Source organism: Alcanivorax sp. DP30, from assembly GCF_009882945.1.
Taxonomy (GTDB): domain Bacteria; phylum Pseudomonadota; class Gammaproteobacteria; order Pseudomonadales; family Alcanivoracaceae; genus Alcanivorax.
The window spans coordinates 12,394-28,378 of sequence record NZ_WTUY01000024.1 but is presented as its reverse complement, the minus strand read 5'-3'; the positions used below and the strand labels follow the sequence as shown (position 1 = coordinate 28,378).

Sequence of the window (15,985 nt, the reverse complement as noted above, 5' to 3'; positions counted from 1 at the left end):
ACCATGGAGAAAAGGCTAAACATCGGCAGCCAAATTGTCCATTCTTTTTTGGAACTGACAAAATAGCGGCCTGTCCACTGAGGCCTGGAGTCCTGAATATGAAGTGGCATCAACTCGGCGATATGAACTGCCCCGTCGGCCGTAGCCTGTCCATCCTTGGCGACCGCTGGACACTACTCATCATCCGTAATGCCTTTCTGAGAACCCACCGGTTCGAAGATTTCCAGAAACAATTGGGCATGACCCGACACCTGCTTGCGGATCGCCTTAATCGGTTAGTTGAAAAGGAAGTACTGAAAAAAGTGCTCTACCAGGATGGCCCAAAGCGCTATGAGTACCGGCTGACCGATGCCGGTCAGGCACTGTATCCTGTGATCCTCATGCTGGGGAAATGGGGAAATAACTGGCTCAATGACGGCGCAGATCACCCACCGCTGGAATTCATCCACAACCCTTGCGGCCATAAAACCGACCCACAACTACGTTGCTCAGAATGTGGTGAAGAACTGCACGCCCGGGATATGCAGCCTTTGCTGGTGGAAGGCGCTGGACAGGAAGGCATGCTCCAGAATACCGGCGACAGCCATCACCCCGGACAGCAGCGAACGGCCTCAAGAGGCTGAGCCAGGCGAAGGGAAAGCCTCCTGTCGTCCGTTAACCCAGTCGATTCACAGGCGCACTTGAGGCTTTCCCCGGATTCATGATGCCAGCCAATGACGAACGACGGGCAACGTCAGGCGGAAGCTGCGGCTTCCTGCTCGGCCAGAAAACTGTCGATCTGCAGCAGCAACTCACGGTTGTCGTGATCCCAGGGGTGGAACCCCGGGCGGAAGTAATCCAGGTAATTGCCAATCTGCTTACGCAGCATGCCGATATCCCCGAAGGTGTAGTGGAAAAACTTCTGCCAGCCTTTCCAGTCCGTCAGCTTTCCCTGCTCACGCAACACTTCCAGAAAGACCGGAATCACCAGCCCCCAGAACACCACCGTCGCCAGGCCCAAGCCGAAACAGCGCAACCCGTAGGCACCAACCCCTTTGCCCATGACCGCCGTCCAGACATCAAACGCCACGGCCTTGTGCTCGGTTTCTTCCAGGGCATGCCAGCGCCACAAGGCCGCATACGCCGGATCGGCCCCGTCGACCACCCGCGAGTCACTCAACACGCTGTCAGCCAGCAGGCCGGTAAAGTGCTCCAGAGCGATGGTGCCGCTCAAAGAAACCGGCGCACTGTACTTGTTGAAGGTCTTCAACAGACCCTCGACCATACGCTCAAACCTTGGTGCCACCGATGACACGGCAAACAGGGCATCGTTATATTCTTCATGCTCGCGGCCATGCATGGCTTCCTGGCCGATGAAGGCAGTCACCGCCTTCTTCAGTTCCGGGTCGGTAATCTGGTCCCGGTAGGCCCGCACACTGTCGATGAAAAACCGCTCGCCCACCGGCAGCACCGTGGAGAAGGTATTCAGAAAGGCCGTCAGCACCGGCCCACCTGCGGTGTGCCAGTCGGAAATCCGCTTGGGGTCCAGATTGAACCGCAAGCTCCGACGAGTCGGCACCAGCATGGGCTTTGCCCGGGTGTTATCAGATACCAGACGTAGTGCTGCAGACAGTTTTTTCATTGTTATCTCCGTTGATCATCACGCAACAGGGCTTACCCAAAGACGGGCCCCGAAAAAGCAAGGCATCATCTAAGCATACGTCAGGGTGCTTGGCACCATGTCAAAACTTGCATCTGTGGCTGAGGGTGCCGGTTTGCGGGTGTATCTTATTTCGCCCCTTTTTTCGATTTCGCCTTATCAGCTCGGCCCCGGATCCAGGTCAGCCAGTACAGCGAGCGCCTCACTTCACGCATTTGCAACAGAGAACAGGCTTTACTGCGCCGGGTACACGGCAGGTTTTATACTGGCAGACACGGGCACCCGCCATATTTACAAAGAGCGCACCATGACTACCTTACTCAATGCAGATTTCGAACAACGCGTCGTCATTCGGCCCACGGACTACCAGTGGGTGGCGTCGCCCATGCCCGGCGTTGAGCGCATGATGCTGGATCGTATCGGCGACGAAGTGGCACGGGCCACCTCCATCGTCCGTTACGCCCCGCACAGTGCGTTCTCCTCCCACACCCATGATGGCGGCGAAGAGTTTCTGGTGTTGGAGGGAGTGTTCTCGGATGAACATCAGGCCTACCCGGCAGGGACCTATGTGCGCAATCCCATCGGCACCTCTCATACCCCACGCATCGGCGAGGAAGGCGCAACGATACTGGTGAAGCTGCATCAGTTTGATCAGCAAGACACCGAGCAGAAAGTCATCGACACCATGAACACCCCCTGGCGACCGGGGCTCGTGGAGGGGCTAACGGTGATGCCCCTGCACGATTTCAAAAGCGAGCATGTAGCGCTAGTGAAATGGGCGCCCCATACCCAATTCCAGCCACACCAGCATTGGGGCGGGGAAGAGATCTTTGTCCTGGAAGGCACCTTTTATGATGAGCACGGCATCTACCCAAAAGGCAGCTGGCTTCGCAGCCCTCACCTGAGTCGGCATACGCCGTTTACGAAAGAGGAAGGGGCGTTGATTTATGTGAAGGTGGGGCATTTGTAAATGCCAATTGGGGGTGTACCTAATTTCTTTTGTTCACCCGGACCGTCTCAATCTTCCACTCAGCCTAAGGCCATCTCTCATATTCATTCCCATCAAAAGGAGATTGACGGCACCGGCAATCAATTCGACGCCTTGCACCACATAGAAACCAGTATCAAAAGCCCCCATCGATGCCCAATGATCAAGCACTAACGCGCAGGGAATAAGCACCAATATCCCATTGGCGCCAATAAACGGCATTCTCTTCTGCTTTTGTCGTACCAGCTTTCCGCCTCTGCCTTTAGCCAGGGCGAACCCGCTCGCGCCAGTGAATGCAATGGAAGGAACAAGAATCAACAAGCCTGGCCAGACAATGAGGCTTTTCAGGGTTGCGATGGCTTCTGCGCTACCGAAAAGCTCAACGAGAATGGTTGCCGAAAAGAACGTGGCAATGCACAAGAAGGCAATAATTGCGGCAAGGCGATGAAGCAGGGACGCCATGGTTTCCTCCGGCAGGAAAATTGGTAACATGTTGTCATTGTGCTAAAGAGCCACTCACCTTGTCAACATGTTGTCAATTTGCAAAAGGGATGCCTATGAACGACCCACAGAAAGGCCCGGTGTTCACCGAAATCGTGCTTGAAGTCTTCAAGCTGGGCGGGCTGCTTGTCAGTGAAGGTGACGATATGGGCTCGGAATATGGCATTACCAGTGCCCGATGGAAGATTCTGGGGGCGCTTTTCCTCGCGGGTGAACCGCAAACCGTGCCGCAAATAGCCAGAAGCATGGGGCTGACACGACAAGCCGTACAACGACTTGTTGATGCCATGCATCAGGATGAGCTTCTGGTTTTCCAGGACAATCCGGGCCACAAGCGCGCAAAACTGATAAGCCTGTCGGAGCGAGGGAAAACGGTATATTTGAAGCTGGATGAAAAGCAGTCGGGATGGGCAACGACATGCTCAAAGGAAATGAGCAAGGAAGAACTTGAAACAACGCTGTCTGTGCTTAAACGAATCGCTGTCTCTCTGGACCGATAACGTCCTGACCCGCCGCCAAAACAGGAAGGCCAACATCGGGGTCAGATCTTGCTCCGCGCGAAAAATCAAACTCTCCTCGCGCTATCAATGTACGATGCAAGACCTGCCCCCGGATCTCGGGGCAAGACCTCATCTACCGGGAGGCCCCTTCAGCAATCCTGAGGCGCACAGAGCTCTGCAACTCCCCTGGCTAGCTCTCTCGACCGGGAAAATAGCTGCTCAATCCTGCCGCCGATAGCATCAACATCGCCTTTCCAGAAACCACCATTAAAACGTTCGCCCCCTAGACCTGGCTGCGTCTGCCCATAAGTCGGCGAACGGACCACCAAGACCACTGCGCCGCGCTGTTGATGATCGGGACCCACAAGAATCAGGGGACCAAGGCCACCACCCTTTGAGCCCAGATCGATCTCTGGATCGCCGTTGCCAGCATCGCCAAGCCCCGGCTGAGTCGTCCCATCATTGGGGTCCGTCTCCGGCACTGCTCCCCCACCCGTATTACAGCCATCAATATTCGGGTCACAGGGCATTTCTTCATCACCGCTTCCGGTGCCACCCTCTCCATCACCGCCTGTTCCATCATCAGGGTCACTGCTACCACCATTGGTGCCGTTACCGTCACCACCGCTAGCGCCATCATCAGTACCGGCGTCGTCATTACCTGTGTCGCCACTCTCTCCCTCACCCTTGTTTTTTTCGACACGGTCCAGATTGCCATCTCCATCCGTCCAAATGATGACTACATCACCGTCACCAACCTCAATCTCCTCACCGTCGCCTTCAGTGTCATTGCCACTGCCTTCATCGGGTCGGTCCGGGTCGGCACCCGGAGCGGCATCATCGTTCAGGTAGTCGTTCCAGGTATCACCGGTAGCGTCCACATCGGGATCGTTCGGATCAGGATCGGCGCCCTGCGGGACTCTGTCATTCAGATAATTCACCCAGGGGTCACTGCTCTCATTATTTGCCCCCCGATCATTATCTTCCCCTTCACCAGGCCAGCCATCCGGGTCGCTCTGCATATAATCTGATAACGACCCCATCAGCCCCCCCAGAGAGGACTCGAACTTCGACAGCCCCGGCGAATCTGAAAGCCCACTGGGGTTTCCTCGACCCAGACCATTGTCACCCCGACGTTCACCCAGCTGCTCAGCAAGCCTGTCATTGCCGCCAACTTCAGCGAGAAGCTCACTGGCCAGATCCGTCGACCAGCCCATCATATCTATCGCAAGAGCCGGATCACGGGTATACAGGGTAGCCTCGAGGTCCGATCCCAGTACGTTTTCCAGCGAGACAATCACGTCGGCAAGACGCTCAAGCTCCCTGGCATCATCCATACCGCCAGCATGCCCTCGAGACTGGACCAATTCGATAAAGTCACTCTTTACAGCAACAAGGGCAGGCACAGTGACGATAGCAACGGGATAAGCCTCTTTCTGGTCATTGTCACTGGATTCCTCTTCTTTCCGCGTACTCTCGCAAGCCGACAGCGCAAGCACTACAGACACAACAAACACAGCGACCGTGAGTGGATTAAGCATCCTTTCTTTTAGTGACATCATCTTCACTCCTTGTGAAAAAAGGTGGAAATATTTTTACCACTATTATTGGTGATCGAGAGGCGGGATGGATGCGGGATGGGACACGCATCATTTTTAAGAACTGTGGCTCATTTTCCTCAACAAACCATCTGCCTCTGACCCGCAACCCAACGACGTCCCGTGTGTGCCGCATACTCTTTCAGCCTCACCACGCTTCCTATTGCCACCGGCAACCTTTTCCGCCTTGGTCTCATATGCTCTAGCCAGCCAGATTCGCTAATGCCAAGCCGGTCTAAAATCCCTGCGGCCTCAAGGGAAACCGCTCCCCGTTTGTCATGACGGATCGCCCGACCTGTACTGTCCACAAGCACCAGGTAATCCATCAGTCGGAACCGACAAACCGTTTCACCATCATCGGCCTCAACATGCGTCTCATCCACCAGCGGCAATAACCGCGGTGTCTGTGCCTGCTTGTCAGTATCGTTGATCGCTCTCGCCCGCTGCTGGATCGAAGTATAATCCGACTGCTCCGGTGTCGCCGCCATCGCCGCCCTGACAGGATTCAGATCCACATACGCCATGCACTGCAGCACCGCCTTTTCATCCAGCAATGCCTGGCACTTGTACCGCCCTTCCCAGAAGCGCCCCTTACAACAATCTTCCTCATTGGCACGACGGGCAAGATACTCATTCAGGCACTTCATAAACCAACCAAGATCATAAAGCCGTTCTCGCCACAGTCCGATGATTTCAAGCGCCTTCAGTGTTTCTCCCCCTTCTGCCTTACCGGACAACCAACGCCTGACCACCTCCGGGCCACGAAACAACCGCATCCACCGCTCAGCGACCTCGGTGTCGCTCCAGGCGCTTGCCTGTTTCTCATTGATACGCACAACAACGTGATAGTGATTGGACATCACTGCATAGGCACAGAGGTCGATGGCAAACACCTCAACCAACACCGCAAGGCGATCCAGCACCCACTGACGGCGATGCTCATAATCCTGGCCTGAATAGTGATCGCGTCCACACAGAAAGGCCCGCCGCACACAACGGCAAATACAGTGATAGTAAGACGTGGAATCCAGCGAAACCTGGGTATAGCGAGCACGGGTCATGGCAGCCTCCTTGCTTATCCATGACCCAACAATACTGACCAACCGAAAAGACCAATATCAGATAAAGGCTAAAAGACCTGTAGGAGATCTTCCAATTCTTGGGTGTCCCCGATTATCCTCAAACAACACTGTCTGTGCTTAAGCGAATCGCTGTCTCTATGGACCGATAACGTCCTGATCTGCCGCCAAAACAGTAAGCAAACATTGGGGGCAGCGCTTGCTCCGCGCGAAAAATCAAACGCACCTCGCCCTATCGATGCACGATTCAAGACCTGAGCCCGGATCTCCGTGTGCTACTTGCTTATCGCCCATTTTGAAGCTCCGTTAACGCTTGATCTAAAGTACCCACAGCTTGGACAATAGTTTCAACAGCCGATCGGTCGAACTCGCCATCTCGCTGAGAATCATGAGTCCCACTATTTAGGTATCCCCATTCTATTGAGCCGCCAGCTACTCCCAACAACGCATCTAGAGCCCCTAGCGAGGATATAATTGCATTAGACGGGTTCTGATTCCTTCTCAAAGAAGAACGAATTTTATTGCACTTATTATTCAACTCCCAGGGTGATCGTGGCCCACTAAGCTTAAGTTCAATGCGTCCATCTCCACGCCTTCCCATCCAAGTCCATAGTCGGTCCGTTAGACTTTCTATAGCTGCTCGAGAGTAATAAAGAGTTTCTCGTTTATCATCATTAGCAAATGCCTGCTGGGCTTTAAGAACATAATTCTTCGAGGGAGGATTAGTGTCAACACGCAAATGATGCTCCCCTTGATGCGGCAAAAATTTATACAAAGCTATATCACCTACTCGTGCCGTGCCAAGCTCTTGTTGGATTCTATGAAGAAACTCCTCAGCGTGAGATGTTAAAATGACCTGTTTTCCATCCAACAAACCATCTTCGAAGAATGTTCTCCAGATCCCATTTCTATGATCATCATCAATAGCATTTACTACGTCATCAAAAATAACGAGATGACAACCTTCCTCAATATTCTTTGCAAGCAATATTGCCAACCCCAAACACTTAATGTGCCCTTCGCTAAGCAGTGTTAACGCATCATAACGAACCCCTAATTGCCCCTGAAACTCCAGTTCAATTTTTCCATTTTCAGCAATTGGCAGCCAAAGGTTTTGTAATAAATCTACTGGTAAGTCATCACGATTGAATGAATTGTATAAGTCGCGAGCTCTTTGTCCCAAACCTTGAAGCAATTGAGATGGTAGATCGCGTAGATATGATTGGATCTCTTGCAAAAACCCATCATATGAACTTTTAACTCTGTTATGAAATTCGACTACTTGCGTCTCAGAGGCTACTAACTCAATTAGCTCTCTATTAGCCTCCTCAAAATTAGCAACAGTTGTTCTTGCTTCTGTAATTTCACTTTCTGCAGTTTGTCGTATTAACTTAGCTTTCTCTATCTCGATACGATATCCATCAAGTCTTGCTCTTTCTTCAGCTAGCTGTTGGCGTTGAGCTATAGCTATTCGAGCTTCACCATCTGATCTTTCAATGTGTGCGCATAGATTTAGCAATGCATTCCAATATTTATTATTGTCATTAACCCATGCCTGCAGCCATTGACCAGTTGATGCCGGTGGTAAAACTGGTAGCGCATTCTCTCTGAGCACTTGAGGGCAAACTTGATTTGCCGCATTAATCGTATTGAACATCAATTGATGTAAGTTTCGCATCGACTCACTCAGTGAGTTATTTTGTTCTTTTGCTTGTTCTTGCAAATCAGCTAGTTCACTAAGTTGTTCAAGACCAGTGGTCGCAGCCTCATATGGATTTTTAACTACTGACTGGAGGTTAGTGCCGCATGCTGGGCAGCTTTGTGGATTTGAAGAAGATAACTGGAGCACTGATTCATATAGTTGTTTATATGAAACTTCACCTGCACGACGAGCCAATTCAGTGTTGATGCCCTGCAATGTACTATTTATAGCGAATACTCGATTAAACGCAGATGTAAGTTGTTCTGAAGTTAGGCCGTAAACAGTTGGCGAAGGGGCATCAAGCAGAGATTGCACATATGGGAGACGACCTTGCTGCTCCTGACTGCCAACCAACCACAGTTTAACAGCTTCATAGTTGCTTCCTGGCTGAATTCTTTCTGCAATTTGGCTTTCGTTTAAATTAATTTGTGAAAGACGTTGCGGGTATTCCTGAATTACTTTTTCTGCGCTCGCCAATGCATACCGTCTTATTGCAAGCTCTTGTGCTCGTTGGCCAGTGAGATTTAAGTTTTCATCAAGAGAAGGATTAAACCCTCTTACAAAGTCTGAAAATTGGTCAATACCAAAAAGCGTAGCAATTAATTGTCTTTGATCGCTTGGAGTTCTTGAAGCAATTCGAGCAAAATCATCAAGCCTGTTTTTTTCAATAAAACAAAATCTATACTTTTCTTCATTTGGCTGTAAATTAACCGGGGGATTATTTTCATTTACTGTTGATATAACGGGTTGAATATATCGCCCTAGTCTTACATTTCTACAATAAGTGTTATGATCAATCCGTTTTACTTGAGCCTCACTTATAGAACCCAACAACGCCGTTTCTAGAGCCTCACAAAAGCTACTCTTCCCTGTACCGTTGGCGCCATAGACAAGAGTAATTGGTTTACTTAAGTCAAAAATCTCTTGAGTTGTAAACCCTCTAAATGGCCCTACGGTTAACTGATGCAGACGGCCAACATTATGGCCATCAGCATTTATATTATTAAATTCAGGTAACTCTGGGGAGGTTTCTGTAAATTGGTTTATTGCAATTGGAGCTAATCGTGATGATCGAGCTCTACGAACAGCGCCCACCTGTGCTAAGTGCGGAAGATTTGAATATATTAGGTTTGCCATTCGACGAATATCATCATCTACAGGTCTGACGGCTAACACCTCCAAAAACCTTTGATATTCAGCGATAACGCCAGCCATATTACTTCCTTATAGTTCGAATATTCGTTTTCGACAGCAGAGGCTATGAAGGCACATAGCCGCGCTTTGCGGTAAATTTGAAGCACAGCGTAAAATTTATCCGACAGCAGCGCTTTGTTATAAGCTTATCCGCTAATAAGCGACCTAAGCATCTCTATTTTTTTCTTAATCTCATCGAATGTAATTATTTCAACATCCCGATTATTGCTTCTAAATAGCTCAAAGGAATACCTTTGCTTCTTAGTGAGAGATTCTAGAGACCCAACCAAAACAAAACATGCCGAGTTGCATGACTCGAAATCTTCTTCACTTTCCATTTTTAGAACTGCGTATGATTTCTGAAATTTATCCCTTTGATTTAAAACCTGATTTATACATCCGGCTAGCTCCTTAGTTGTACTGAAGACATCATTACCCCTGTACGACCTGTCTTCCAGGAGTTTGGTTTTATGAGTTTTTATCTCAAAAAATGCAACATTATCACTTAAACTATTTTTAACGAGAAAGTCAGTATATTTCCCGTTTTTATTGTCAATGGTCTTGCCACCCGCATACGCCTCGTCCTGATATAGGATTACCGGCTGAGCAAATATAGATGAGAATATCCACGCATTTTCTTTTAAATAATTTTGCCACTTTTTCTCTAATGTTGTTGTATTGCTAGATTGTGAGTACAGCTCATCGAACTCTGAGAGAGCCTTCTCTATTAGCCGGACATCAACTATCCCCTTTGTGCTCTTTAGAGAATCAGTTGTTAGAAAATCAGTTGAAGTCGATAAAGCCTCGAAAAGCTCCGCTATCGCCTCTTTGTCTTGCTCTGAAAATTCATCAATCGAGTTTCCCCATGTCGCCAATGACTGCGAGAGCGCGTTTTTGATATATTTAGCCTTCGGCTCTCTGACATCTTTTGGAAACAAGTCATGAACTACTCTTTCCAACACAACCTGTACTTCGGCCTTATTCTTGGAAAAAACTGTAGAAAAAGCTGTATTAAGCTTTTGCAATGAAATTTCATTTAAGTGAAGCGTCTTTTTCCCGCCATCTATCTTCGTCAAACCTCCTTTCTTAACGAAAACTTCCTTAAATTTGAAATTGTCATCAATATACCTTGCAAATGGACCTAAAGTTTTAGTGAAGCCATAACCATAAGAAGGAGATTTATACATTCCGACAGGAATCTTGCCGGCGAATCCAATAAAGGAAATCTTTTTGATCGTTTTGTATTTCTGCCCGCCTTCGAACCCCCGCGGATAGTGCACTACCAAATCTTTATTTTTGTAGACCTCTTTAGAGAGTTGATTTATATCAGCTTCCGTATCCACGAAGTTGTAGACTTTTTTTGTTTTTAAGTCTTTTTCTAGCTTTTCGTCTTTCATTCGTTCTCCATCGCCAAGGGTCAGGGCTTATAACAGTTTATTCAATTGCAGATGCGATATATCACTTTGCTGTATATCCCCGATTTACCCTACCCCAAACACCCCAACAAACTGTCTACCAATCAGTGACTTGCCCTACAAGCAGAAATCACTCTCAACAGATTTTTCTTGCACTTGCGTGTTGAACAGGAATTTTTACTCGGACTTTTCTTGCATCCGCTTTTCTGAAAACCCACCTTATCTCAGCCACTTACAAATTTCTGTAAGCCATATCCTACAAATTCAACGTGCGCGCGGGTGAAAAACGGTCGCCATGGATCGCTTGCAGGCAAGCTCCTACAGCAACATTGAGCGTTTGCGCGATAAAGAACGCCAATGCCATCAGCACGGCACCTTCCCCGTTAGAGTGAGTCGAGGAACGGAAGGATCTGACGGCGTAGAGCAAAAAACCTGTCTGAGCGGAGCGAGTCTTTTTTGCGTCCGTCACAGGGCGAGTACCGGAGTGTGCCTGCGGAGCAGGCCGAACGGAGTCGGGGCGCGGGGGAGTCCAGAGGGGTGCCGCGTAGCACCCCTTTGGGCCCGTCCGGCGAGGACAAGCACGGTTATCGGTGCGATAAAATCCCAGCCAGGCAACTTGCCATACAGGCAGGAACCACGATCACCTCCGCATTCGTCCAGCAAGCTGGATCTCCTACAGGCCAACCGGGATATCGGGGTCAGGTCTTACGCCGTGCGTCAAACACCCCATAAAGACTCGGCAACACCAACAAGGTCAACGCCGTGGCCGACACCAGCCCTCCCACAATCACCACTGCCAATGGCCGCTGCACTTCACTGCCCACCCCAGTTGCCAACAACATGGGAATCAACCCCAGCATGGAAGTGAGCGCCGTCATCAGTACCGGGCGCAGGCGCGACACCGCGCCTTCAAAGATCGCCGTCTCCAGCGCTTCGCCATCGCGCAGGCGATGATTGATGGCTTCCACCATCACCACCCCATTCAGCACCGCCACCCCGAACAGAGTGATAAAGCCCACGGAACTGGGCACGGACAGGTACTGGCCGCTGATCGCCAGGGCGAGGATGCCGCCGATGAGGGCCAGGGGCACGTTGACCAGGATCAGGGCGGCCTGGGCCACGGAGCCGAAGGCGAAGTAGAGCAACAGGGCGATGAGCCCCACGGCCACGGGGACCACCATGGCCAGGCGTTGCTGGGCGCGCTGCTGGTTTTCGTATTGGCCGCCGATGTCCACGCTGTAGCCGGCGGGCAGGTCCACCTCGGTATCGATGGCGCTTTGAATGTCGGCCACTACGGAACCCATGTCGCGACCGGCCACGTTGGCCTGGATCACCACGCGGCGCTGCACGTCGTCGCGGCTGATTTGCGGCGGGCCGGACACCAGGGATACATCCGCCACCTCCATGAGGCGCACCCAGGCACCGTCGGCGGCTTTCAGGCGCAGGTTGCGGATGGCTTCGGCGTTGTTGCGGGCGTTTTGTTCCAGGCGCACGTAGATGTCGTAGCGTTCGTTGCCGTTGATCACCTGCCCGGCACTGCCGCCGCCCAGGCCGTTGCTGACCAGATCCATGACTTGATTGACGCTGAGCCCATAGCGGCTGAGGGCGTTGCGATCCGGGGTGACCACCAGTTGGGCTTCCCCGGCGATCTGTTCCAGTTGCACGTCGGTGGCACCGTCCACGGCTTTCACGGCCTGGGTGATGGCCTCGCCTTTTTCCTGAAGCACGGCGAGATCCGGGCCGAACAGCTTGATGGCCAGCTGGGCTTTGACGCCGGAGAGCAGTTCATCCACGCGCATGGCGATGGGCTGGGAAAAGTTGAGCAACAGGCCCGGATGCACATCGAGTTTTTGCTGAATTTTTTCCTGCAACTCGAGGCGATTGCTGGCGCTTTCCCATTCACTCACCGGCTTGAGGCCGATGTAGATTTCCACGTTGCTCACCGGCTCCGGGTCGCCACCGATTTCCGCGCGCCCTACCCGGCTGAGTGCATAGGTGACTTCCGGGAAGGTCATGATTTCCTGTTCCAGTTTTTCCCCCACGGCTAACGCGGTATCGAGGCTGGAGGATGGGGCCAGGGTGACGCGCAGGGCCAGGGTGCCTTCTTCCAGTACCGGTACGAACTCGGTGCCGATAAAAGGCGTGGTGGCCAGCGCCAGGGCGAACAGCCCTACCGCGCCGCCGATGACGACTTTGCGCGCCTGCATGGCCTTGGCCAGCACGGCCCGGTAGCGGGCTTCCAGCCACTGCATCAGCCGGTTGGGTTTGTCTTCCACCCCGTGGCGGAACAGGAAGCCTGCCAGAGCCGGCACCACGATCAACGCCACCAGCACGGCGGCGGCCATGGCGAGCATGATGCTGATGGCCATGGGCACGAACATTTTTGCTTCCACCCCTTCGAAAGCGAACAGGGGCATGAACACCACCAGAATAATGCTGGCGGCGAAGAACACCGGGCGGGCCACTTCCTGGGCGGCGTCTTTCACGCGCAGGGCGATGCCGCCCGGCTGATCATGGCTTCCCTCTACCCGGCTCAGGTGTTTGAAGATGTTTTCCACCATCACCACGGAGCCATCCACCAGCATGCCGATGGCCACGGCCAGGCCGCCCAGGGACATGAGGTTGGCGGACATGTCCAAGCTGGCCATGACCAGTAGCGCCAGGCCAATGGACAGGGGAATGGACAACAGCACCAGGGCCGTGGCGCGCAGATTCATGAGGAACAGCGCCAGCACGATAACGATAAACACAAAGGCCAGCAGCAAGGCGGTGACGACTGTGCCCACGGCTTTTTCCACCAGGTCGGCCTGGTCGTAGAACACCTGGAATTCCACTCCGTCCGGCAGGGCCTGACGGATACGCGCTTCGCGATCCTTGATGCCATCGATGGTGGCCTTGGTGTTGGCGCCCATGCGCTTGAGCACGATGCCCGCCACCACTTCGCCCAACGCTTCCGGTTCGCCGTTGGCATCGCGGCGGGTCATGGTGAGCGCGCCCTGACGGATCTCGCCTCCGAACTCCACCTTGGCCACATCGCTGACGCGCACCTGGGTGCCGTCCACTTCCTTGAGGGGGATGGCGGCAATGTCGCCGAGCCCCTGCTCGCCGCTACCTACCCAGCCCATGCCGCGAATGACCAGCTGCTCGGCGCCGCGATCAAGATACCAGCCGCCGGCGTTGCGGTTGTTGGCGGCGATGGCATCCATGACCTGTTGCAGCGTCAGGTCGTAGGCCAGCAAGCGGGTGGGGTTCACGTTCACCTGATACTGGCGCACGTCGCCGCCGTAGCTGAGCACATCGGTGACGCCGCCCACCGGCATCAGCAACAGCTTCACCACCCAGTCGTTAAGACTGCGCAGTTGCATGGCATCGATGCCGGAGCCGGGTTGGGCGGTGAGCAGGTATTGATAGACCTGACCAAGCCCGGAGGTGTTGGGGCCCATTTCCGGGGTGCCCACGCCCTCGGGAATATCTTCCCGCGCTGCCTGCAGCCGTTCGAACACCAGTTGACGGGCGAAGTAGATATCCGTGCCCTCCTCGAACACCACGGTGACGATGGACAGGCCGGTCTTGGAAATGGAGCGTACCTCGGCCACCTGGGGCAGCGCGTACATCACCGCCTCGATGGGGTAGGTGATCAGCTGCTCCACCTCTTCGGCGGCCAGACCTTCCGCTTCGGTATTCACTTGTACCTGGACGTTGGTCACGTCCGGGAAGGCATCCAGTTTCAGGTTGGGCAATTGCCAGCCGATCACACCGAGGGTGATCACCAGCAGCAACAACACAATCAGACGGTTGGTCACCGCCCAATCGACAATGCGATTAAACATGGTGGACTCCTGGAGTCTGTCGGTGCTCTCCCGGTCGCTGAGATGCAGGCCAAATATCTGGCCAGGCAAGGCGCGAGGAGCGTGGTTGGGCAACGCCCAATGAGCGACGAGCAACACCGCCTGGACGGATAGTTGGTCGCATCCCGAAGGGACAGCGCAGCTGTCTCAGTGATCGGGAGAGTGCCGACAGGCTCTTCAATGGTTGTGGATGTCGAAGCCGGACTTGGCCATTTCGCTGGCCAGGAAAAAGGCACCGCGGGTGACGACTCGCGTGCCTGCCTCGATGCCGGTGACGATGCGACGGTTTTCCAGTTGGCCGTTGAGCTGGATTTCCATGGGCGCGTAATGGCCCGGCGCTTCTTCCACGAACAACTGCCAATCCCCATCGGAGCTTCGGGTCAGCGCTTCTTCCGGGACGGTGAGCGCGTTCTCCGGTGCGGCTAACGACAACGCCACATCGGCGAACATGCCCGGGTGCAGCAGGTGGCCGGCATTGGGAATAGCCACGCGCACGGACAGGGTGCGGGTGACGGGATTGAGCCGGTGGCCGGACTGGATCACTTCCCCGGCCACTTGCGTTTCGCCAATGATCACCTTGGCCGGGGTGCCCGTGGCAATGTGCAGGCCGGGGCTGGGTGGCAGGGCCGCTTCCGCCCAGAGTTCGGATTCATCCACCAACGTGACCAGGGAACTGCCGGCGGTGAGCCACTGGCCTTGCTGGAAGGCATCTTCCAGCACCAGGCCATCGTCCGGGGCGGTGAGGGTGTAGACACCCTTTTCACTCTTGCCATTTTCAATGGCGGCAATGGCGTCATCATCCAGGCCGTAGCCTTTGGCGCGGGCGCGCAGGGACTGGTACTGCCCCTGGGCATCCAGATAACGCTGATTGCCCACGGTGCGACGGCCCAGATTATTCACCCGTCGCCAGGCATCGGCGGCCACCTGCAAATCACTTTGCAGTTGTGCCATGGCCGGGCTGAACAGGGTGGCAATGGGCTCACCCTTGTTCAGGTGCTGACCCAGGGTGGCGCTTCGCGATTGCACCTGGGAATCGATGCGCACCGGCACCACCCAGGTACGGTACTGGTTGCTGGTGATCTCCGCCGGCACGGTGAGGGTTTGCGTGGCGTTGGTTTGTGGCTGCAGGGTGATGACTTGCAGGTTGAGCATGGCTCGCTGTTCCGGCGTCAGTTGCAGGCCGGTTTCTTCATCGTCGTGCCCGCCGTGTTCGGCTTCATGATTGTGCGCGGTTGCCTCGTTACCTTCATCGACTTCATCGACTTCATGGTCATCGTGGCTGTCATGATCGTCATGGGATTCTTGCCCATGGGATTCGCTTTTCGCAGTCGCAGCCTCATGATCATGGCCGTGCTCGTCTTCTGCCCAGACGGGAAAAGACAGGGTGGCCAGCAGCGCAATGGCCAGCGGCGTTTTTTGAAATTTCATTTTGGTTTTCATAAAAAATTTCCATTTTTTTTGTAGGAGCGTCGCTCGCGGCGCGAAGCCGTTGCACAGGCTCCGTGCCTAAACCTTTCGCAC

Annotated in this window: 11 protein-coding genes; 3 read left to right on the top strand and 8 right to left on the bottom strand. The window is 53.4% G+C overall.

The features are described from left to right. Positions 1 to 98 precede the first annotated feature (98 nt). On the top strand, positions 99 to 623 hold the full coding sequence (locus tag GQF00_RS15940; RefSeq protein ID WP_161320262.1) for a helix-turn-helix domain-containing protein: 525 nt from the start codon (positions 99 to 101) through the stop codon (positions 621 to 623). Between the two features lie 110 nt (positions 624 to 733). Here GQF00_RS15940 and GQF00_RS15935 read toward each other — a convergent pair whose 3' ends face one another. Continuing rightward, positions 734 to 1,621, bottom strand: a complete 888-nt coding sequence (locus GQF00_RS15935) for a metal-dependent hydrolase (protein WP_161320260.1) — start codon at positions 1,619 to 1,621, stop codon at positions 734 to 736. Positions 1,622 to 1,946: 325 nt separating this feature from the next. On the opposite strand from GQF00_RS15935, the gene GQF00_RS15930 reads away from it, so the two are divergent. Beyond that, positions 1,947 to 2,609: a cupin domain-containing protein gene (locus GQF00_RS15930; protein ID WP_161320258.1), complete on the top strand. Its 663-nt coding sequence runs from the start codon at positions 1,947 to 1,949 to the stop codon at positions 2,607 to 2,609. Positions 2,610 to 2,642: 33 nt separating this feature from the next. Here GQF00_RS15930 and GQF00_RS15925 read toward each other — a convergent pair whose 3' ends face one another. After that, on the bottom strand, positions 2,643 to 3,089 hold the full coding sequence (locus tag GQF00_RS15925; RefSeq protein WP_161320256.1) for a hypothetical protein: 447 nt from the start codon (positions 3,087 to 3,089) through the stop codon (positions 2,643 to 2,645). 119 nt (positions 3,090 to 3,208) lie between these two features. Here GQF00_RS15925 and GQF00_RS15920 point away from each other — a divergent pair, with 119 nt between their 5' ends. Further along, positions 3,209 to 3,628 carry a MarR family winged helix-turn-helix transcriptional regulator gene (locus GQF00_RS15920; protein WP_370519517.1) on the top strand — a complete coding sequence of 140 codons (420 nt, stop codon included), beginning with the start codon at positions 3,209 to 3,211 and terminating at the stop codon, positions 3,626 to 3,628. 149 nt (positions 3,629 to 3,777) lie between these two features. Here the strand turns inward: GQF00_RS15920 and GQF00_RS15915 are convergent, their stop codons facing one another. From GQF00_RS15915 to GQF00_RS15890, 6 genes are all read right to left on the bottom strand, one after another. Next, complete coding sequence (locus GQF00_RS15915) at positions 3,778 to 5,190, bottom strand: hypothetical protein (protein WP_161320253.1); 1,413 nt, start codon at positions 5,188 to 5,190, stop codon at positions 3,778 to 3,780. 116 nt (positions 5,191 to 5,306) lie between these two features. Continuing rightward, positions 5,307 to 6,287 (bottom strand): transposase, encoded by a 981-nt coding sequence (locus GQF00_RS15910; protein WP_161320251.1) that lies wholly within the window; start codon positions 6,285 to 6,287, stop codon positions 5,307 to 5,309. Between the two features lie 301 nt (positions 6,288 to 6,588). Continuing rightward, positions 6,589 to 9,222 carry an AAA family ATPase gene (locus GQF00_RS15905; RefSeq protein ID WP_161320249.1) on the bottom strand — a complete coding sequence of 878 codons (2,634 nt, stop codon included), beginning with the start codon at positions 9,220 to 9,222 and terminating at the stop codon, positions 6,589 to 6,591. Positions 9,223 to 9,347: 125 nt separating this feature from the next. Beyond that, entirely contained in the window at positions 9,348 to 10,598 is a 1,251-nt protein-coding gene (locus GQF00_RS15900) for a Shedu immune nuclease family protein (RefSeq protein WP_161320247.1), read from the bottom strand. 716 nt (positions 10,599 to 11,314) lie between these two features. Continuing rightward, positions 11,315 to 14,446, bottom strand: coding sequence for an efflux RND transporter permease subunit (locus GQF00_RS15895; protein WP_161320246.1), 3,132 nt, complete (start codon positions 14,444 to 14,446; stop codon positions 11,315 to 11,317). Between the two features lie 195 nt (positions 14,447 to 14,641). Next, a complete protein-coding gene (locus GQF00_RS15890; RefSeq protein WP_237440583.1) occupies positions 14,642 to 15,892 on the bottom strand; it encodes an efflux RND transporter periplasmic adaptor subunit in 1,251 nt (416 codons plus the stop codon). Positions 15,893 to 15,985 lie beyond the last annotated feature (93 nt).